Origin of the sequence: Pseudomonas sp. SWRI99, assembly GCF_014270125.1 — a bacterium.
Lineage (GTDB): Bacteria > Pseudomonadota > Gammaproteobacteria > Pseudomonadales > Pseudomonadaceae > Aquipseudomonas > Aquipseudomonas hamedanensis.
Genome location: NZ_JABWQR010000005.1, coordinates 204,297 through 221,955 on the forward strand (window position 1 = coordinate 204,297; position 17,659 = coordinate 221,955).

Annotated in this window: 17 protein-coding genes; 7 read left to right on the forward strand and 10 right to left on the reverse strand. The window is 56.9% G+C overall.

Features of this window, described 5'->3' with window-relative positions; all coding sequences use genetic code 11:
* Positions 1-12: 12 nt before the first annotated feature.
* Positions 13-1,932: an alkaline phosphatase D family protein gene (locus HU743_RS06295; RefSeq protein WP_186647630.1), complete on the forward strand. Its 1,920-nt coding sequence runs from the start codon at positions 13-15 to the stop codon at positions 1,930-1,932.
* A gap of 166 nt (positions 1,933-2,098) precedes the next feature.
* A complete protein-coding gene (locus HU743_RS06300) occupies positions 2,099-2,290 on the forward strand; it encodes a type II toxin-antitoxin system Phd/YefM family antitoxin (RefSeq protein ID WP_186647632.1) in 192 nt (63 codons plus the stop codon).
* Here HU743_RS06300 and HU743_RS06305 read toward each other — a convergent pair whose 3' ends face one another.
* Positions 2,291-3,472 carry an aspartate aminotransferase family protein gene (locus HU743_RS06305; RefSeq protein WP_186647634.1) on the reverse strand — a complete coding sequence of 394 codons (1,182 nt, stop codon included), beginning with the start codon at positions 3,470-3,472 and terminating at the stop codon, positions 2,291-2,293.
* 102 nt (positions 3,473-3,574) lie between these two features.
* On the opposite strand from HU743_RS06305, the gene HU743_RS06310 reads away from it, so the two are divergent.
* Complete coding sequence (locus HU743_RS06310; protein ID WP_186647635.1) at positions 3,575-4,528, forward strand: LysR family transcriptional regulator; 954 nt, start codon at positions 3,575-3,577, stop codon at positions 4,526-4,528.
* A gap of 7 nt (positions 4,529-4,535) precedes the next feature.
* Complete coding sequence (locus tag HU743_RS06315) at positions 4,536-4,946, forward strand: GNAT family N-acetyltransferase (RefSeq protein ID WP_186647637.1); 411 nt, start codon at positions 4,536-4,538, stop codon at positions 4,944-4,946.
* Here HU743_RS06315 and HU743_RS06320 read toward each other — a convergent pair.
* Positions 4,936-5,784: an exonuclease domain-containing protein gene (locus HU743_RS06320; RefSeq protein WP_186647639.1), complete on the reverse strand. Its 849-nt coding sequence runs from the start codon at positions 5,782-5,784 to the stop codon at positions 4,936-4,938. The two genes, HU743_RS06315 and HU743_RS06320, sit on opposite strands and share 11 nt — an antisense overlap.
* A gap of 106 nt (positions 5,785-5,890) precedes the next feature.
* On the opposite strand from HU743_RS06320, the gene HU743_RS06325 reads away from it, so the two are divergent.
* Both HU743_RS06325 and HU743_RS06330 read left to right on the forward strand, forming a co-directional pair.
* Positions 5,891-6,694 (forward strand): HNH endonuclease, encoded by an 804-nt coding sequence (locus tag HU743_RS06325; RefSeq protein ID WP_186647641.1) that lies wholly within the window; start codon positions 5,891-5,893, stop codon positions 6,692-6,694.
* Between the two features lie 324 nt (positions 6,695-7,018).
* Positions 7,019-7,720, forward strand: a complete 702-nt coding sequence (locus tag HU743_RS06330; protein ID WP_016773307.1) for a hypothetical protein — start codon at positions 7,019-7,021, stop codon at positions 7,718-7,720.
* Positions 7,721-7,792: 72 nt separating this feature from the next.
* On the opposite strand, the gene HU743_RS06335 is transcribed toward HU743_RS06330, so the two are convergent.
* Positions 7,793-8,284 (reverse strand): RidA family protein, encoded by a 492-nt coding sequence (locus HU743_RS06335; protein WP_186647643.1) that lies wholly within the window; start codon positions 8,282-8,284, stop codon positions 7,793-7,795.
* 340 nt (positions 8,285-8,624) lie between these two features.
* On the opposite strand from HU743_RS06335, the gene HU743_RS06340 reads away from it, so the two are divergent.
* The gene (locus tag HU743_RS06340; protein ID WP_186647645.1) at positions 8,625-9,809 is read left to right on the forward strand and encodes an AAA family ATPase; all 1,185 of its coding nucleotides are present in this window, start codon (positions 8,625-8,627) and stop codon (positions 9,807-9,809) included.
* A gap of 145 nt (positions 9,810-9,954) precedes the next feature.
* Here the strand turns inward: HU743_RS06340 and cyoE are convergent, their stop codons facing one another.
* From cyoE to hmpA, 7 genes are all read right to left on the reverse strand, one after another.
* A complete protein-coding gene (gene cyoE, locus HU743_RS06345; protein ID WP_186530385.1) occupies positions 9,955-10,842 on the reverse strand; it encodes a heme o synthase in 888 nt (295 codons plus the stop codon).
* A 10-nt stretch (positions 10,843-10,852) separates the two neighbouring features.
* On the reverse strand, positions 10,853-11,188 hold the full coding sequence (gene cyoD, locus HU743_RS06350) for a cytochrome o ubiquinol oxidase subunit IV (protein ID WP_011335842.1): 336 nt from the start codon (positions 11,186-11,188) through the stop codon (positions 10,853-10,855).
* Positions 11,188-11,811, reverse strand: a complete 624-nt coding sequence (cyoC, locus tag HU743_RS06355) for a cytochrome o ubiquinol oxidase subunit III (protein ID WP_090286077.1) — start codon at positions 11,809-11,811, stop codon at positions 11,188-11,190. Before cyoC ends, cyoD begins: the two co-directional genes overlap by 1 nt.
* Before the next feature lie 3 nt (positions 11,812-11,814).
* Positions 11,815-13,845, reverse strand: a complete 2,031-nt coding sequence (cyoB, locus tag HU743_RS06360; protein ID WP_186549050.1) for a cytochrome o ubiquinol oxidase subunit I — start codon at positions 13,843-13,845, stop codon at positions 11,815-11,817.
* A gap of 3 nt (positions 13,846-13,848) precedes the next feature.
* Positions 13,849-14,790: a ubiquinol oxidase subunit II gene (cyoA, locus tag HU743_RS06365; protein WP_024014231.1), complete on the reverse strand. Its 942-nt coding sequence runs from the start codon at positions 14,788-14,790 to the stop codon at positions 13,849-13,851.
* A gap of 827 nt (positions 14,791-15,617) precedes the next feature.
* Positions 15,618-16,127, reverse strand: a complete 510-nt coding sequence (locus HU743_RS06370) for a disulfide bond formation protein B (protein WP_186647647.1) — start codon at positions 16,125-16,127, stop codon at positions 15,618-15,620.
* 253 nt (positions 16,128-16,380) lie between these two features.
* A complete protein-coding gene (gene hmpA / locus HU743_RS06375; RefSeq protein ID WP_186647649.1) occupies positions 16,381-17,562 on the reverse strand; it encodes an NO-inducible flavohemoprotein in 1,182 nt (393 codons plus the stop codon).
* Positions 17,563-17,659: the final 97 nt, after the last annotated feature.

A 17,659-nucleotide genomic window follows, 5' to 3' on the forward strand; every position in this document is an offset into this window, starting at 1 on the left:
AGCTTGAAGCGGATGTCCCGAACACTTGATGACTTGACCCCATTGCCCGCCATTGTCGCCGGCCCGCTGCTGCGGCGACTGGAGCCGACGCGCGTGGTGCTGTGGCTGGTGGGCACGCGTGAATTGTCGCTGACCTTGCGCCTGCAAGGTGTAGGAGATATTCCGCTCGATGCGCAGAATTGCACGGTCATTCCCGTAGGACGTCATGCGCTCGTGCATTTGATCGACGTTCAACTGGAAAGCGCCCTGCCCTGCGACACTCTTATCGACTACGACCTGCTGATCGACGGCAGCATCGGCATCGCGGAATGGGCGCCGCATCTGCTTTACGCCGGCGCCACCTCAGCCAACCTTGTGGTGCGTTCGCGGATCGATCAACTGCTGCACGGCTCCTGCCGCAAGCCGCATCACCCGGCCACCGATGGTTTGCTCTGCGTCGATCAACTGTTGGCCGATGAAACCGACGCGCAACAACGTCCGGCGCTGTTGATGATGAGCGGCGATCAGGTCTACGCCGACGATGTCGCCGGGCCGATGTTGCGGGCGATTCATGCCTTGATCGAGCGTCTCGGTCTGTTCGACGAGCACCTTGAGGGTGCCGTGGTCAGCGACAGCGCCAAGCTCTACGAACACCCGGCCAGTTACTACCACCGTGCGGATTTGTTACCGGCGCTGGAAAGCAACGAGACTTTGCGCGAGCGATTTTTCGGCGGCGCGCGTAAGCCGATTTTCACCAGCAGCAGCGCCGACAACCACTTGGTGACGTTCGCCGAAGTCATGGCGATGTACATGCTGGTCTGGTCGCCGACACCCTGGTCGCTAATCAACCCGACCGCGCCGGTGCTGACACCCGAACGCCTGAAGCGTTACACCCTCGAACAGACGCGCATCGATGCTTTCAAGGCTGGCCTTGGCAACGTCGCGCGGGCACTGGCGCATCTGCCGAGCCTGATGATTTTCGACGATCACGACATCACCGATGACTGGAATCTGTCCGCCCAGTGGGAAGAAACGGCCTACGGCCATCCGTTCTCCAAACGCATCATCGGCAATGCGCTGATTGCTTATTTGTTGTGTCAGGGCTGGGGCAATAACCCGGATGCTTTCAAGGATGTATTGGCGCAGACCGCGCAGCTGAGCGCCAGCGGTGACGACGGCTATCTGGACATGCCGGTGCAGGACGAGCTGACTGATCAGTTGCTGCGCTTTCAGCAGTGGCATTTCGTGCTGCCGAGCAGTCCGGCATTGGTGGTGATTGACACGCGCACCCGGCGCTGGCGCAGCGAAATGGCCCTCAAGCAACCGTCGGGCCTGCTCGACTGGGAAGCCTTGAGCGAATTGCAGCAGGAATTGCTCGATCACCCGTCGGCGATCATTGTTTCCCCGGCGCCGATCTTTGGTGTGAAGCTGATTGAAACCGTGCAAAAGGTGTTCAGCTGGTGCGGTTATCCACTGCTGGTCGACGCGGAAAACTGGATGGCCCATCGCGGCGCCGCGCAGGTAATCCTGAACATTTTCCGACACTCGCGTACACCCGGGAACTACGTGGTGCTGTCAGGCGATGTGCACTATTCCTTCGTCTACGAAGTCCTGATCCGACACCGCAAGGCCGGCCCGCGAATCTGGCAGATCACCAGCAGCGGCATCAAGAATGAGTTTCCACCGACGCTGCTGGAATGGTTCGACCGCCTCAACCGCTGGCTCTACTCACCGCGTTCACCGTTGAACTGGTTCACCAAGCGCCGGCTGATGCGCATCGTGCCGTACACCCCGGAACATGCCGAGGCCGGGGAACGGCTGTGGAATTCGGCGGGGATTGGTCAGGTGTTTTTCAATGAACAGGGGCAGCCGAGCGAGATTGTCCAGCACAACTCGAATGGAGCGTTAAAGACGAGGATGCTGGCGCCGGAGCTGGGGGATGAGCGGGATTGATGCCACGTTCCGGGCATAGGTGGGGTGCCTGACAACGGGCACTCCACCTGCTGACAATTACAGCTGATAAGGATTACATGTCTCTCGGAAACGTCTCCGAAGTGCTTGAGTGATACTGGGCGCAATCACAGTCGACCTCACTGTGTACCAACCGCAGACCTACATCATGCAAACCACCACCTTCAGCAAAGCCAAAACCCGCCTGACAACATCGATGGACCAAGTAACCAATGATCGCGAACCGTTGCTGATTACCAGGCGCAGCGCCGAACCGGTTGTGATGATAGGTCTGGCTGATTATGAGTCACTTTTGCAGGCGGCCAACTCGCTGCACTTACCAGACACTCCGCAGCAGTGATTACACAGATGGGGCTGACGACAACGCCCGCCCAACCCCTCTGACAATCATCCCCACCTCCCGCTCATCAATGGTCAACGGTGGCAGCAACCGTATCGTCTTGCCCCGAGTCACATTAATCAGCAAGCCATGATCCCGCGCCGCAATCAGCGTCAGGTCGCGTACCGGTTGTTTCAGCTCGACGCCGATCATCAATCCCTGCCCACGAGTCGCCAGCACATTCGGATTGTCCGCCAGTTCCGCGCGCAGGCGTTCCAACAGCCGCTCGCCCTGTACCCGCGCATTCTCCAGCAGACCTTGTTCTTCAATGATATCCAGCACCGTGCAACCGACCCGGCAAGCCAGTGGGTTACCGCCGAAAGTGCTGCCGTGGCTGCCTGGGGTGAACAGATCCGCCGCGTGGCCGCGTGCCAGACAGGCGCCGATCGGCACGCCGTTGCCCAGGCCTTTGGCCAGGGTCATGACATCGGGAATGATGCCTTCGTGTTGAAAGGCAAACCACCGCCCGGTGCGGCCAATGCCGGTCTGAATTTCGTCGAGCATCAGCAGCCACGCGTGGCGATTGCACAGTTCACGCAAGGCTTTGAGGTAGCCGGGCGGTGCGATTTGTACGCCGCTTTCGCCCTGGATCGGTTCGACCAGAATCGCCACGATGCGCGCCCCGTGTTTGCGCTGTACTTGCTCCAGCGCCGCGAGATCGCCGAACGGCACTTTGACGAAATCCCCCGGCAAGTCACTGAAACCCAGGCGCACCGCCGGGCCATCACTGGCGGATAAAGTGCCGAGGGTGCGGCCATGAAAAGCGTTGGCCATGACCACCACCAGCGGCTGTTCGATGCCTTTGCGCCAGCCGCACAGACGCGCCAGTTTCAGTGCCGTCTCGTTCGCTTCGGCGCCGGAATTGTTGAAGAACGCCCGCTGCATGCCCGACAACGCCGTCAGCCGTTTGGCCAGTTGTTGCTGCCAGTCGATGCTGTACAGATTTGAGGTGTGCAGCAGCAATCCCGCCTGCTCGCTGATCGCCGAAACAATGCGCGGATGCGAGTGGCCGACGTTGGTCACGGCAACACCGGCCACCGCATCCAGATATTCACGCCCCGCCTGATCCCACAGGCGCGTGCCCAGGCCTTTGGTAAAACTCAGGGCCAGGGGTTGGTAGGTGTTCATCAGGGCGGCGGTCATGACGCGAAACTCCAGTGCAGGTCGGTGTGTTTGCAGTATGGTTAGCCACCTGAGCTGGATAAACTCACAAAAACTTCAATCATTTAAAAGCTGAGCTTGATAATGGACCTGTTCCAGTCGATGGGCGTCTACGTCAAAGTGGTCGAAACCGGGAGCATGACGGCAGCCGCCTCGGAGTGCGAAATGTCGACAACGATGGTCGGAAATCACCTGCGCGCGCTGGAGCAACGGCTCGGCGTACAACTGTTGCAACGCACCACCCGCCGCCAGCGGCTGACCGAATTCGGCAGCGTCTATTATCAACGTTGTCTGGAAGTGCTTGGCTTGGTGGCCGACTCCGAACGCCTTGCCGAACAAGCGCTGGACGAGCCGCGCGGCTTGCTGCGTATTGCCGCGCCACTGACCTTTGGCGTCGAACGACTGACCCCGGCCCTCAGCGAATATGCCTTGCTGTATCCGCAAGTGAAACTGGACGTGGTGTTGACCAACCGCCGCCCGGATCTGCTGGAGAACGGCCTCGATGTCGCGTTCCGGTTGGGCAATTTCGACCAATCCAACCTGATCGCCCGGCCCTTGATCGACTACACCCTGACGGTCTGCGCCTCCCCGCAGTACATCGCGCGACGCGGCATGCCGCACACGCCACAGGACTTGCAGCAACACGATTGTCTGTCCTTCGCCTACCCTGCCGGCGACGATTGGCAATCGGTGGAAAAACGCTGGCGCCTCAGCGGCCCGGAAGGCGAAGTCCTCGTCGACGTGAGTGGGCCGATGCTGATCAACAGCTCTGCCGGCTTGCACCAGGCAGCGCGCAATGGCATGGGGATCATGATGTTGCCCGACGCGCTGGTGGAACAGGATCTGCGCGACGGCAAACTGGTCAAGGTCATGGCGGATTACCAACCACCGAGCCGGCCGATGCACCTGCTGTATGCGCAGGATCGCTATCGACTGCCGAAGCTGAGACGGTTTGTCGAGTTTGCGATGCGCACATGGGGCAAGCCTGACGTCGGTCCGGCTGTAACACTGCTTGATGGATCACAGAAAAGGACTTGAACACCCCATGAACGACACTCTCACCGTACGCGACTTGCATCCCAGCGAAATAGAGTCAGCGAGGCTGTTTCTCGGCCAGCGTGGATGGGGCCATCGCATTGGTGATGCCAACACTTTCGCTCTTTTGATTCAAAACTCGCAACGCACGGCTATTGCCATGCTGGGCGAGCAGATTGTTGGTTTCGCGCGTGGCATTACCGACGAATTGTCCAACGGTTACCTGTCGATAGTGGTTGTCGATGGCCAGCAGCGGCGCAAGGGAGTCGGCCGCGCATTGGTCAAGCACGTCATGGGCGACAACCCGGATATCACTTGGGTACTACGCGCTGGACGCGAGGGTGCTGAAGCGTTTTTTGCCAGTCTGGGTTTTGAGACGTCAGTGATTGCCATGGAGCGTCCGCGCCGACCTACTGAGTGAAGTGTCCCACCAAGGCAATAAAATCACTTTCTTTCAGGAGTCGTATTTTTTGACCCTTCAAGATGAGCAACTCTGCTTTCAAATGTTTCGCGCTTTTTTCTTTGCCCGCCAAGCGAGCTAAATCCTGATCTCCGACGACGAGAAGCGTGGTCTTTTGCGTAACCCCGCTACCCACCGCACATCCCTGACCAAGCGCCATCGCCTCAGCCTCTGCTCGAGTCAGACTCATACCTCCTGTAAAGCAAATAACCTCCCCTATCAGAATGCCATCTAGGTTCTGTGTTGCTTCAATCGCAATGTGCAGCGGTTGGCGTATACGCTGGACCCAATCAGAAATACTAATACCAGTGACCTGCACCGCTGCAAGAAGGATGTAACCCGCCGCTTTAGCATCTTCAAGCGCATCGTGGTGTTTGAAAGAGTACCCAATGTGCGCTGCCACGCTAGCCAAGCCGTAGCCCCTCTTTGAGAACTGATGCCAGCTTCTGCGGGCAACTTTCGCCGAATCCAGCCAGTTAATGTCAATCCTCGGTAGGTTGTATTTACTGAAGGCTCGATCCAGCGAGATTCGATCAAAGTGCGTATGACATACACAAACAACTCCTTCCAAATAACCAGTCAGCTGCTCGACAATATCGACAAACTTAGGTGCGCCCTTAACGTCGATTTCATCGATGCCATGAATACCGATGTTGATTTCGCTGAAGTAATCTTCTGGGTCAACCAGCGTTTGCCATTGGCTTATGAGCGCGCCGTTCTCGAAAAAAGCAATACCGATCTGACATATTGAGGCCATATCCGAATTAGCCGTTTCTACATCTATAGCCACAAAATGCATGAGAAGATCTCCCTATCGTGCGCCCAACGTACGCTGGGCGAATACTCCAAACAAGGCCAATATGCCATCATGCGAACTCAAAAGTAAAAACACAGGGAGTGACCAGATGAAGATCAACCAAGAAGAACGCGCGGCACGGGCATGGCCGATTTTGATAAAGCATGCGATTCAGGGGACCACACTTACTTACGGTGAGCTGGGGGAGCTGCTCGGTATCCATCACCGAGCATGTCGATACGTATTGCTGGAAATTCAAGCGTACTGCCTGGAAAATGAATTCCCGCCCTTGACGATGGTTGTAGTGAACAGTAGTACGAGGACTCCCGGGCAAGGTTGCGTCGTAAATGACCCTCGTCTGATTGCGCAGCAAAAGTCAGAGGTTCAAGTATTTCCTTGGACTGCTCAGGAGAATCCATTCGGATACGCGGCGATGGGCTTTACAGGGGAGCAACTAGCCAATGAGCTTTTGCAAGGTCCCTCCAGCGCCGGGGAGATCTACGCAATGGTGAAGGTAAGAGGAAAAATTCAACGTCTATTTAGAACCGCCCTCCTCAAAGCATATGGATACCAGTGCGCGATAACCGATACGACTTTTACACCAGTCCTGGAGGCGTGCCACATATTGCCTTGGAGCCAAAGCACCGAAGCGGAAAGGCTCGACGTCAGAAACGGCATTTTAATGAACTGCAATCATCACAGGCTATTTGATCGCGGACTCATCACTTTTGGCTTGGATTTAAAGCTGATTTACTTCGACATGAAGCAAGAAGACGGACCCTACACAGAAAGTGATCATTATCTTTCGACTCGGCTTCACGGACGTTCAGTTAACTTGCCCAGCCCACTCCATCTCGCTCCCGGATCGGAATATTTGAAAAGAAGTCACAAGTGGTATGGATGGGAGTTGTAAAGCCTCAACCCCGAAGGCCAGGCAATGTATGTTGCCTGGCGTCATTCATGTCTATCCGCAGCCCCCCTCACTCGAATTACACCTGCTCACCGCTATGCGAAACGATGGCTACGCAACGCACTTCATTTCCTTTCCGTTGCCACTTCATCCGCACAGCTCTCAGCCTGCGGGCAGGCTCACTGAGTCTGGCATGACCGGAAAATAAATCCGTACCACCAGACCGTTGCTCCGTGACAACGCCGCCCCGCTCCCCTAAATTAGTCGGCCTGAAAAAGACCTCGTGCTTTCTCGTCTCAACCCAAGTTAAAAAGTAGTGAAATTTCAATGTCCGATTTCAACACCGCTGAATCCGTAGTCACCCAGTCGTCCAAAGCGGAATACGAAAACTCCATCAATCTTTCACAACACCTGCCACAAGCCAAAATCATCAGCGAGATGGTCCTGGACGCGTTCCAGTCGACCCGCGAAAGCGACCAGATCCGCGAGCTGCGTGCGGCGATCCGCCAGGCGCATGACAGCTTTGATGACGATAAGGCGTACGAGCTGATGGGCGAACTCAAGCGTCTGAAAGACGCAGAGGCAGCGGACATCGCCGCGCTGGAGGATCTGAGCAGCAAGTTCTCGATCGGCCGCATTCTGTCCAGCTTCAAGGACGATCCGGCGTTTCAGGAAATCGTTTATGGTCTGGCGCTGAAAGTGCTGAACCAGACCCATCAGGCGATCAGCAATCCGAGCGGCGGCAAGAGCAAGGCTGCAAAGAAGAAAGAAGTCGAAATCTTCACTATCAGCAAGGACGGCGCCAGCGTAACCCTGCCAATGCGCACCCCGCGTTCGCGTCTGAACGTCGACCGTGAGGCGCTGGAATTTCTGGGCTTCACCTTCGTGGGCGAAGGCGATGAAGCCGAGCTGGAAAGCGAAACCTTCGTCGATAACGCCGGCACGGAACAGGCTGTGAACCGCAAGAACATCATCACCGCGCTGCAACAGCAGACCGCGTTTGACGGGTACAGCATCGCGGCGCAGTAATTTGACGAGCGCTTCACGAAAAAGCCCCGCTGAATGATCAGGCGGGGCTTTTTGTTTGGGCCGCGGACGACCTCAAGCCGATGGATGTAACGCCGCAATCATGTCCACTTCAATCGCCGCATTCTTCGGCAACTGATACACCCCAATGGTCGTGCGGGTATGCCACCCGGCGTCCCCCAGTACATGACTGAACACATCCGAAGCGCCATTGGCCACTTCGCTCAGGCCAACGAAATCTGCGGTCGATTTCACATACACCGTGACCCGCAACAACGCACGGATCTTGTCCAGTGAGCCCACCGCATCGACGATCAGCGCCAGACACCGCATTGCACTGATGCTCGCGGCGGCTTGCGCGTCCTTGAGACTCAACTCCAGCCCTACCCGGCCTGGGTACAGAATCTTGCCATTGACCCGCGGCACCATGCCGCTGATGTACAGCTCATCGTGATGACGAATCAGCGGCGCGTAATTGCCGCCGACGGTGTTCTCGCCATAGATGTCGTAGCTCAGTTCTTCGGCCAGGGCGATAAAGCGCTCATCGCAGGTCATCCGTTCGGTCATTGCGCCCAGCCTTTTGAGTTTAGCCAATTGTTTAGCCAGTCGTAGCCCGCATCAGGATCGCGGACGTGCAGATGACATATCTGGATCCAAATTTAGGTCTTTTACCTGCACTGAGCAACCAGCCTATACAGAGGCCGGTTTTAAAACACTTCGGCTCTCCCGCCACACTAAAGCCAGTCGAGCGGGCACATCGCTACGATTGTCTCCATCCGACAGCAAACCTAGTGTCATAGGGAAACGAACCAAGCAATCAGCCTTGGTGCTAAGTACTTTAGCTACTTATTTGCGGTTATAGCGATTTATCACTATAAGTATGAATATTTCCATATGAGATCAAGCTGTGGACAAGAATACCAACCCCTTCAACCCCGGAGCAGGTGTTTCCCCACCGGAGTTAGCGGGGCGATCGGAAGTACTGGAAACGGCAGATACTGCATTGGCGCGCACGAAGCGCGGCAAGCACGCCAAATCCTTGATGATATTAGGCTTACGCGGTGTCGGAAAAACGGTACTCCTGAATCAGATCAAAGACCGGGCTTTAGCATTGGGTTATCTCGCCGAAATGCAGGAGGCTCACGATGGAGCTGAGTTGAAACAGCTTCTGATTCCGGTATTACGCCGCGTGCTATTGCGTTTGGACCGAGCGCAGAGCACGGTCGAGGCGGTCAAAAGAGGGATACGCATACTTCGTAGCTTTATCGGCAATATCACTATTGCAGCGGGTGGGGCCGAAGTTACGCTTGGCGGAGACTCCGAAGCTGGCTATGCCGACAGTGGCAATCTGGAAGATGATCTGCGTGACGTCCTGATAGCAACAGCGGAGGCGGCAAGGGACGCAGGGACACCCGTCGCCATTTTGATTGATGAATTACAGTATCTTTCCAAAGACGAGCTGGGCGCGCTTATCCGCGGCATCCACGCAGTTAATCAGGCTGCTCTGCCTCTGATCCTTTTTGGTGCGGGTCTCCCGCAGCTTGCGGGGCAAGCGGGCGATGCCAGAAGTTATGCTGAGCGACTATTCGAGTTTCCTCGTCTGGGCGCTCTATTAGAGATAGATGCCTGGAAAGCCTTACGTGATCCTGTTGAAGAAGAAGGCGCGAGCATCTCTGACGGCGCATTGCGCGAGATTTTTGAAAAAACCCACGGCTATCCCTATTTTTTGCAGGAGTGGGGCTATACCGCTTGGAACATTGCCAAAGAACAGTCCATAACCGAGGCAGATGCGCAGGCAGCGACAGAGGAAAGCATCCGTAAACTTGACGAGTCTTTTTTCAGGGTCCGCTTTGATCGCACCACGCCGGCTGAAAGGGAATACATGCGTTGTCTTGCCGAGTTGGGAGAAGGACCACAACGCTCTGCCGATGTAGCTAAAGCGCTGGGGCGAAACGCTACGAGCCTGGGCCCGGTACGCGATAGCCTGATCAAAAAGGGCATGATCTACAGTCCGGAATATGCACTCATAGCATTCACCGTTCCGCTGTTTGATGAGTTCATGAGGCGGGTGACTGTCTCACCACCTGCATAAATGTGGGATTAGCTTACACACCCATCAAGCCACCGCGACAAGCTGCTGGACCAAGAAGCAAGCAAATCGGCACGTCCTAAAGCCAGCCAACAAAAAACCCCGCACATCTCTCAATGTGCGGGGTTTTTCTTGAAGCCTGCGAACCTTACGGCGCGTACGTCAGCAGCAGCTCGCCCGGCACCTTGAAGTCCAGGGACATCATGACGCTCAGCGCTGTGATGGTGAAGATCGAGAACACGAACAGCTTGCGTGCCCAGACCGTGTCATCCACTGCCTTGTAGCCAGTCCAGGCCATGTACAGCCAGTACATGCCCATGGCGGCGGCGACGGCGAGGTAGCTCATGCCGGCGTAGCCGCTGAAGGTCAGCATCAAGGTCGCCACGAGGAACGCCAGGATGTAGAGCAGGATGTGCTTCTTGGCCACTTGAATGCCGCGCTTCACTGGCAACACCGGAATCGATGCGGCCAGGTAATCGTTGAAGCGGAAAATCGCGATGGCGTAGGAATGCGGCATCTGCCACAGGCTGAACATCACCAGCAGCGTCAGTGCAGCCATGTCGAAGCTGTTGGTCACGGCAACGTAACCGATCACTGGCGGCATGGCGCCCGACAGACTGCCCACCAGCGTGCCGTGAACCGACTTGCGCTTGAGGTACAGGCTGTAGAAGCCGACGTAGATCACGAAGCCGATGATTGCGAACAGCGCGGCCAACGGGTTGGCCACCTTGTACAACAACGCAACGCCGAGAACACCCAGAATGGTCGCGTAAACCAGGGCCAGTTTCAGGGAGATCAGACCCTGTACCAGCACACGGTTCTTGGTGCGTTCCATCTTCAGGTCGATGTCGCGGTCGATGCAGTTGTTGAACACGCAACCGGAGGCCACGACCAGGGAAGTACCGATCATGGCGGCCAGAAACACCGCCAGATCGACATGCCCTTTCGAGGCCAGGAAAAACCCGCCTGCCACAGAAAGCACGTTACCGAAAATGATCCCCGGTTTGGTGATTTGGATAAAGTGCTTGAGCGACATCGGGTCTACCTCACTTCGCCATCATGTACGTGTGGATGCTGAACATGATCCACAGCGACAGGCCAACCAGCAGCACGATCACAATCGCCGTGAAGACGAACGCGATCACGTTGTTACGCTGAGCAATGGAACGGTCCAGGTGCAGGAAGTAATACAGGTGAACGATCACCTGGATCACTGCGAACAGCAGAACGATCGCCAGCGTGGTGGACTTCGGCAGGGTCGGGTACATCACCAGGCCGAACGGGATCACAGTCAGGATCACCGACAGGATGAAGCCGATGGCGTACGACTTTACGCTGCCGTGGCCAGCATCGTGGCTGTCATGGGAGTGTGCATTAGCCATTACAGGGTCCCCATCAGGTAAACAACGGTGAATACGCAGATCCACACCACGTCCAGAAAGTGCCAGAACAGGCTCAGGCAGCTCAGACGGGTCTTGTTGGTCGCCGTCAGGCCATGCTTGTTGACCTGGTACATCATGACGCCCATCCAGATCAGACCGGCCGAAACGTGCAGACCGTGAGTACCGACCAGGGTGAAGAACGCCGACAGGAAGCCCGAACGGCTAGGACCGAAACCCTCGGAGATCAGCAGGTGGAACTCGTTGATCTCCATGGCGATGAAGCCCGCGCCGAGCAGGAAGGTCATGAACAACCAGCCCAGGACCGCCTGCTTCTTGCCTTTGTACAACGCCAGCATGGCGAAGCCGTAGGTGATCGAACTGAACAACAGCAGAGCGGTTTCGCCCAGCACGTAAGGCAGTTCGAAGATGTCGTGGCCCGACGGGCCACCGGCAACGTTGTTTACCAGTACTGCGTACACCGCGAAGATCGACGCAAACAGAATGCAGTCGGTCATCAGGTAGAGCCAGAAACCGTATACGGTCATCTCGCCCGAGTCGTGGTGATGGTCATCGTGCCCATGGTCACCATGGGCGTGTCCAACATTGGTCACTAAGTTCGACATGGTTTAAGCCTGTTCCAACGAGGTTTCAACACGGGTGGCATTGGCCGGGATTTTCCCTGCCGCGACCAGACGCTTGTGCTGCTCGGCTTCGATACGCTCGATCGTTTCAACCGGAACCATATAGCCCTGGTCGTCACGTGCAGCGTGGATCACGAAGTAAACGACGGTGCCCACCAGGCTCGCGATTGCCAGCCACCAGATGTGCCAGATCATCGCGAAACCGAAGACGGTCAACAGCGCGCCCATCACCACGCCTGTGGCGGTGTTGTTCGGCATGTGGATCGGCTCGTACTTGGCCGGACGCTGGTACGCGGTACCGTTTTCCTTGGCTTCGGTGAACGGGTCGATGCAATCGGCCTTAGGCAGCACAGCGAAGTTGTAGAACGGTGGTGGCGACGAGGTCGACCATTCCAGGGTGTGTGCATTCCACGGGTCGCCGTGTTCGCACATGTTCTCTGGCTTGTTGCGGTCACGCACACTGACGTACAGCTGGATCAGCTGGCAGGCGATACCGACAGCGATCATCACCGCACCGAACATGGCAACGTACAGGTACGGTACCCACTCAGGGTTGGTGGTGGCGTTCAGACGACGGGTCATGCCCATGAAGCCCAGTGCGTAGAGCGGCATGAACGCGACGAAGAAGCCCGAGATCCAGAACCAGAACGCTGCTTTGCCCCAGCCTTCGTGCAGCTTGAAGCCGAACGCTTTCGGGAAGTAGAACGCAAAGCCTGCGATGTAACCGAATACCGCACCGCCGATGATCACGTTGTGGAAGTGCGCGATCACGAACAGGCTGTTGTGCAGCACGAAGTCAGCACCCGGGATGGCCAGCAGTACGCCGGTCATGCCGCCGATGGCGAAGGTCACCATGAAGCCCAGGGTCCACAGCACCTGGCTGGTGAAACGCAGACGGCCCTGGTAGATGGTGAACAGCCAGTTGAACAGTTTCACACCCGTCGGGATGGAAATCAGCATCGTCGCCAGACCGAAGAAGGCGTTGACGCTTGCACCCGAACCCATGGTGAAGAAGTGGTGCAGCCATACCATGAAGCCCAGCACCGAGATCGCGCCCGAGGCGTAGATCATCGAGTGGTGGCCGAACAGTTTCTTGCCGGTGAAGGCCGAGATCACTTCCGAGAAGATGCCGAAGGCCGGCAGGATCAGGATGTAAACCTCAGGGTGGCCCCACGCCCAGAACAGGTTGACGTACATCATCGGATTGCCACCAAGTTCATTGGTGAAAATGTGGAAATCCATGTAACGGTCAAGGGTCAGCAGTGCCAGGGTCGCGGTCAGGATCGGGAACGAAGCCACGATCAGAACGTTTGCCCAGGTGCAAGTCCAGGTGAAGATCGGCATGTCCATCAGCTTCATGCCAGGGGTACGCATTTTCAGCACGGTGGCGAGGAAGTTGACCCCCGTCAGCGTTGTACCCAACCCGGATAGTTGTAGCGCCCAGATGTAGTAGTCCATCCCCACGCCAGGGCTGTATTGCAGACCCGACAGCGGTGGATAGGCAACCCAGCCGGTCTTGGCGAATTCGCCGACGCCCAGGGACAGGTTGATCAGCACAACGCCGGACACCAGCAGCCAGAAGCTCAGGGAGTTGAGGAACGGGAATGCCACGTCACGCGCGCCGATCTGCAGCGGCACTGCAAGGTTCATCAGGCCGGTGAAGAATGGCATCGCCATGAAGATGATCATGATCACACCGTGTGCGGTGAAGATCTGGTCATAGTGTTCAGGTGGCAGGTAGCCAGGCGAACCCTCGGTGGCCATGGCCAACTGAGTACGCATCATGATCGCGTCGGCAAAACCGCGCAGCAGCATGACCATGGCGACGATGATGTACATCACGCCGATTTTCTTGTGGTCGACCGAAGTCAGCCACTCGGTCCACAGGTACGTCCACTTCTTGAAGTAAGTGATCGCAGCGAACAGCGCCAGACCACCGAGGGCGATCATGGCGATGGTCACCATCACGATCGGCTCGTGGAATGGGACTGCTTCCCAACTTAATTTACCAAACATCGTTTACTCCTCTGCCCCGGCAGCTGAATGCGAACCCGCGTCAATATCCGTGGCCGCCACTTCTTTCTCTTTCTTCTCGTGCTTCAGCGGCTTGCCCGGCTTCATACCTTCGTACTTGTCGACGATGATCTGGAACTGGTTCGGCGTGACCGACGAGTAGAGCTCGACTGGGTTGTTCTGGCTCGGTTTGGCAAGGGCCGCGTATTCAGCTTGATCAAGCTGTTTAGGTGACTTCTTGACTTCACTTACCCAGGCGTCGAAATCTTCCTGAGTGGTGGAGATAGCCTTGAATTTCATACCGGTGAAACCGGCGCCGCTGTAGTTGGCGGAGATACCGTCCATTTCAGCGTTGCGGTCGGCGATCAGGTGCAGCTTGGTCTGCATGCCCGCCATCGCGTAGATCTGGCCGCCCAGACCCGGGATGAAGAACGAGTTCATCACAGCGTCAGAGGTGATCTTGAAGTTGATCGGGGTGTGCGCCGGGAACACGATCTTGTTGACCGTGGCAATGCCTTGTTCCGGGTAGATGAACAGCCACTTCCAGTCCAGCGCGACAACTTCGATGGTCACAGGCTTGACGTCAGACTCGATCGGACGATACGGGTCCAGCTCGTGAGTAGAGATGTAAGTGATGTAGCCCAGGGCGATGATGATCAGCACCGGGATGGTCCATACGGCCACTTCGATCTTGGTCGAGTGCGACCACTTCGGCGTGTAGACAGCGTTCTTGTTCGAAGCGCGGTACTTCCAGGCAAACAGGAAGGTCATGACGATGACCGGCACGACGACCAACAGCATCAGCAGCGTGGCGGTGATGATCAGGTTGCGCTGTTCCAGGCCGACCTGGCCCGTTGGATTGAGCAAGGTCATGTTGCAGCCTCCCAGCAACAACGTGCCGAGCAGCGGCACTAGGCCTAGTAATCTGGGGTACCTGTTTTTACTCATCTCACGACCTCTAAAGCAGCTTGCGCAATGCAGTTGGGTTTTGATCGCCAACACTTCACCCTGCCAAGGGTTGGCATTTTCTTTGGATTGAATAAGGGCCGCCCGTCGCGCGTCACACGCTCGACAAAACCTTGGGACAGCGTTCAGTTCTTATTCGAATTCGTGGTCAAAGGCCTTGTTACAGACCAATTCCATTTGGTGCGGAAAGTTGGAAAGGCACCGACACCTGGGTGTCTTGAAAGCCTCGCGGCTCGCTCGACACCCGACCTCCTGATCAGTTCCTTAATAAAGGCTGAACAGTGCCGGGAATTCAGTGCGGGCGATTGTAGATAGGTAGCGCCCTATACACCATGTCTTATCCCGAAATAATTTTTATCACTCAGAGCAACAATCCCTCGCCATTTTTGCAAAAGTCGCCCATGTTATCGAAATCGTTTCTCAACAAAAACGTCAAAATTTGTAGGTGTAACCGCCTCAAATCAGACAGCTCCGCAACCCTGCTACGACTGCATGATCGGCGCAAAGCCCGATGATCCAAGGGTTTTGGCCTGTTGCCCGAGGCTGTTAAAACTGCCTGATCCGGGACATGCGTCCTAAAGCCCGAAAACGTCGAAACTGGCCAATGTTTTTATGTAACAGGCGAGCAATCGAGCGCTTCGCCAGCCCCTGCGACAGCTCGCGTGTGACAACATGTCGCACACTTGCCGCACACTTCATTGCCGTTCGTCACGGCGCTTTCACCAACGCTCTGAAATGCAAAACGCCTCGATTTTCATCACGGAAAATCGGGGCGTTTTGTTTATCGGCACCTCTGCTGAAAAGTTGACTCAGCGCAGCGCTTTTCGATTACGCGAGGTCAGCAGCGGCACCAGAACCACCACCAGCACAAACGCCACCAGCGCCCATTGCGCCAGCGACAGGCCGAGGATCGGCGGGTACGGCGTCGAGCAGAAACCGTCGACCTGAAAACCCAGCGGGAAGACTTTCGCCAGTGGCAGATCATCAACAATCGGCTGCAGCACATCGACGCCGCAACTGACCGCCGGATAGAACTGGGTGTACACGTGGTGCCCGGCGACACCGGCCCCGGCAATCGCGCAGATCACCACCAGCGTTTCGAACACGGTGATGCTGCGACGGCTGCGCATCGCCGCACCGATGAACGCGAACACGGCGATCAGCAGCAACGCATAACGCTGCAGAATGCACAGCGGGCACGGAGCTTCGCCAAGCACGATCTGCATGTACAGCGCGCCACCGATCAGCGCCAGGCAGATAATCCCCAGCAACACCAGATAACGCCGCTCACGGCCCAATCGAATCGTTTCCTCGCTCATTGCCTTTCCCTTGTTTGTCCATGGTTCAGCCGGCCGGCGGCTGAAATTGTCGCAAGTCTACACCGGGGCAATAAACGATAGAGCGGTTAAGGAATGATTAACCTCGCATAGGCGACAGGATCGGAATTGGCGTCGAGCCCTTCGCGAGCAAGCCCGCTCCCACATTTGACCGCGCCTTACACAAGACTTGTGCTCGACGCCGATCCACTGTGGGAGCGGGCTTGCTCGCGAATGCAGGCGCCTCGGTCTCAGATCATTCCAAAGCAGCGGCCGGCCCAAAGAACTCGTAACGGCTTTGCTGTTCCGGCACGCCCAGCGCTTTCAGGTGCCGCTTGATCGCGCCCATAAAGCCTTTCGGCCCAAGGAAGTACGCATCGACATCACGCTGCGCCGGCAGCCACTCGCGGAGCTGTTCCTGACTGAGCAAACCGACGCTGTCCGCCGCCGGGCTCGCGCCATCGTCTTCGGCGTAGCAATAAAAGCGCTTGAGCTGTGGATGACGCGCCGCCAGCCCATCGACCCAATCACGGAACGCGTGAACGCTGCCGTTGCGCGCGCAGTGGATAAAGTGCACCGGGCGCTCGGTTGCCAGCGCCGCTTCGAGCATCGCCAGAGTCGGAGTGATGCCGACGCCACCGCTGATCAGCACCAGCGGTTTGTCACTGGCGGCCAGGGTGAATTCGCCCGACGGCGGGAACAGTTGGATGCTGTCTTCCACATGCAGTTGATCATGCAGGTAATTCGATGCGCGGCCACCCGGCTCGCGCTTGACGCTGATCCGGTATTGACCGTTGTTCGCCAGCGCCGACAACGAATAGTTGCGGCGGATTTCTTCGCCGTCGAGGATCAGTTTCATGCCGATGTACTGACCCGGTTCAGCCGCGAGAATCGGGCCTTTGTCCGCCGGCTCGAAGTAGAACGAGGTGATTTCAGCGCTTTCCTGCACTTTGGCCGCGACGATGAATTCCCGCGCACCGCGCCAGCCGCCGACGGCCTGTTCTTTCTGGTCATAAATGGCGCTTTCCGCACCGATCAGGATGTCGGCCAGTTGCCCGTACGCCGCGCCCCAGGCGCTCATCACTTCGGGTGTGGCGATCTCGTCGCCAAGTACTTCGCAAATGGCTCGGAGCAGGCAGGCGCCGACAATCGGATAATGCTCTGGCAGGATCTGCAGGGCCACGTGCTTGTTGATGATCTTCGCCACCAGATCGCCCAACTGGTCGAGCTGATCAATGTGACGGGCGTACATCAAGACGCCGTTGGCCAACGCCCGTGGCTGGTCGCCACTGGCCTGGTGAGCCTGGTTGAACAGAGGGCGCACTTCGGGGTACTCGGACAGCATCATCCGGTAGAAATGAGTGATCAACGCCTCACCGCCGCTTTCGAGCAGAGGCACGGTGGATTTGATGATGGCACGATCCTGAACGCTAAGCATAAGGTGACTCCTGCGCTTTCTTGAAAAGTTGCTTTAGCGGTATCAGGTTTCGTGCCAACTAAATAATCGTTATAGATCAACAGCTTAAACATTGAGT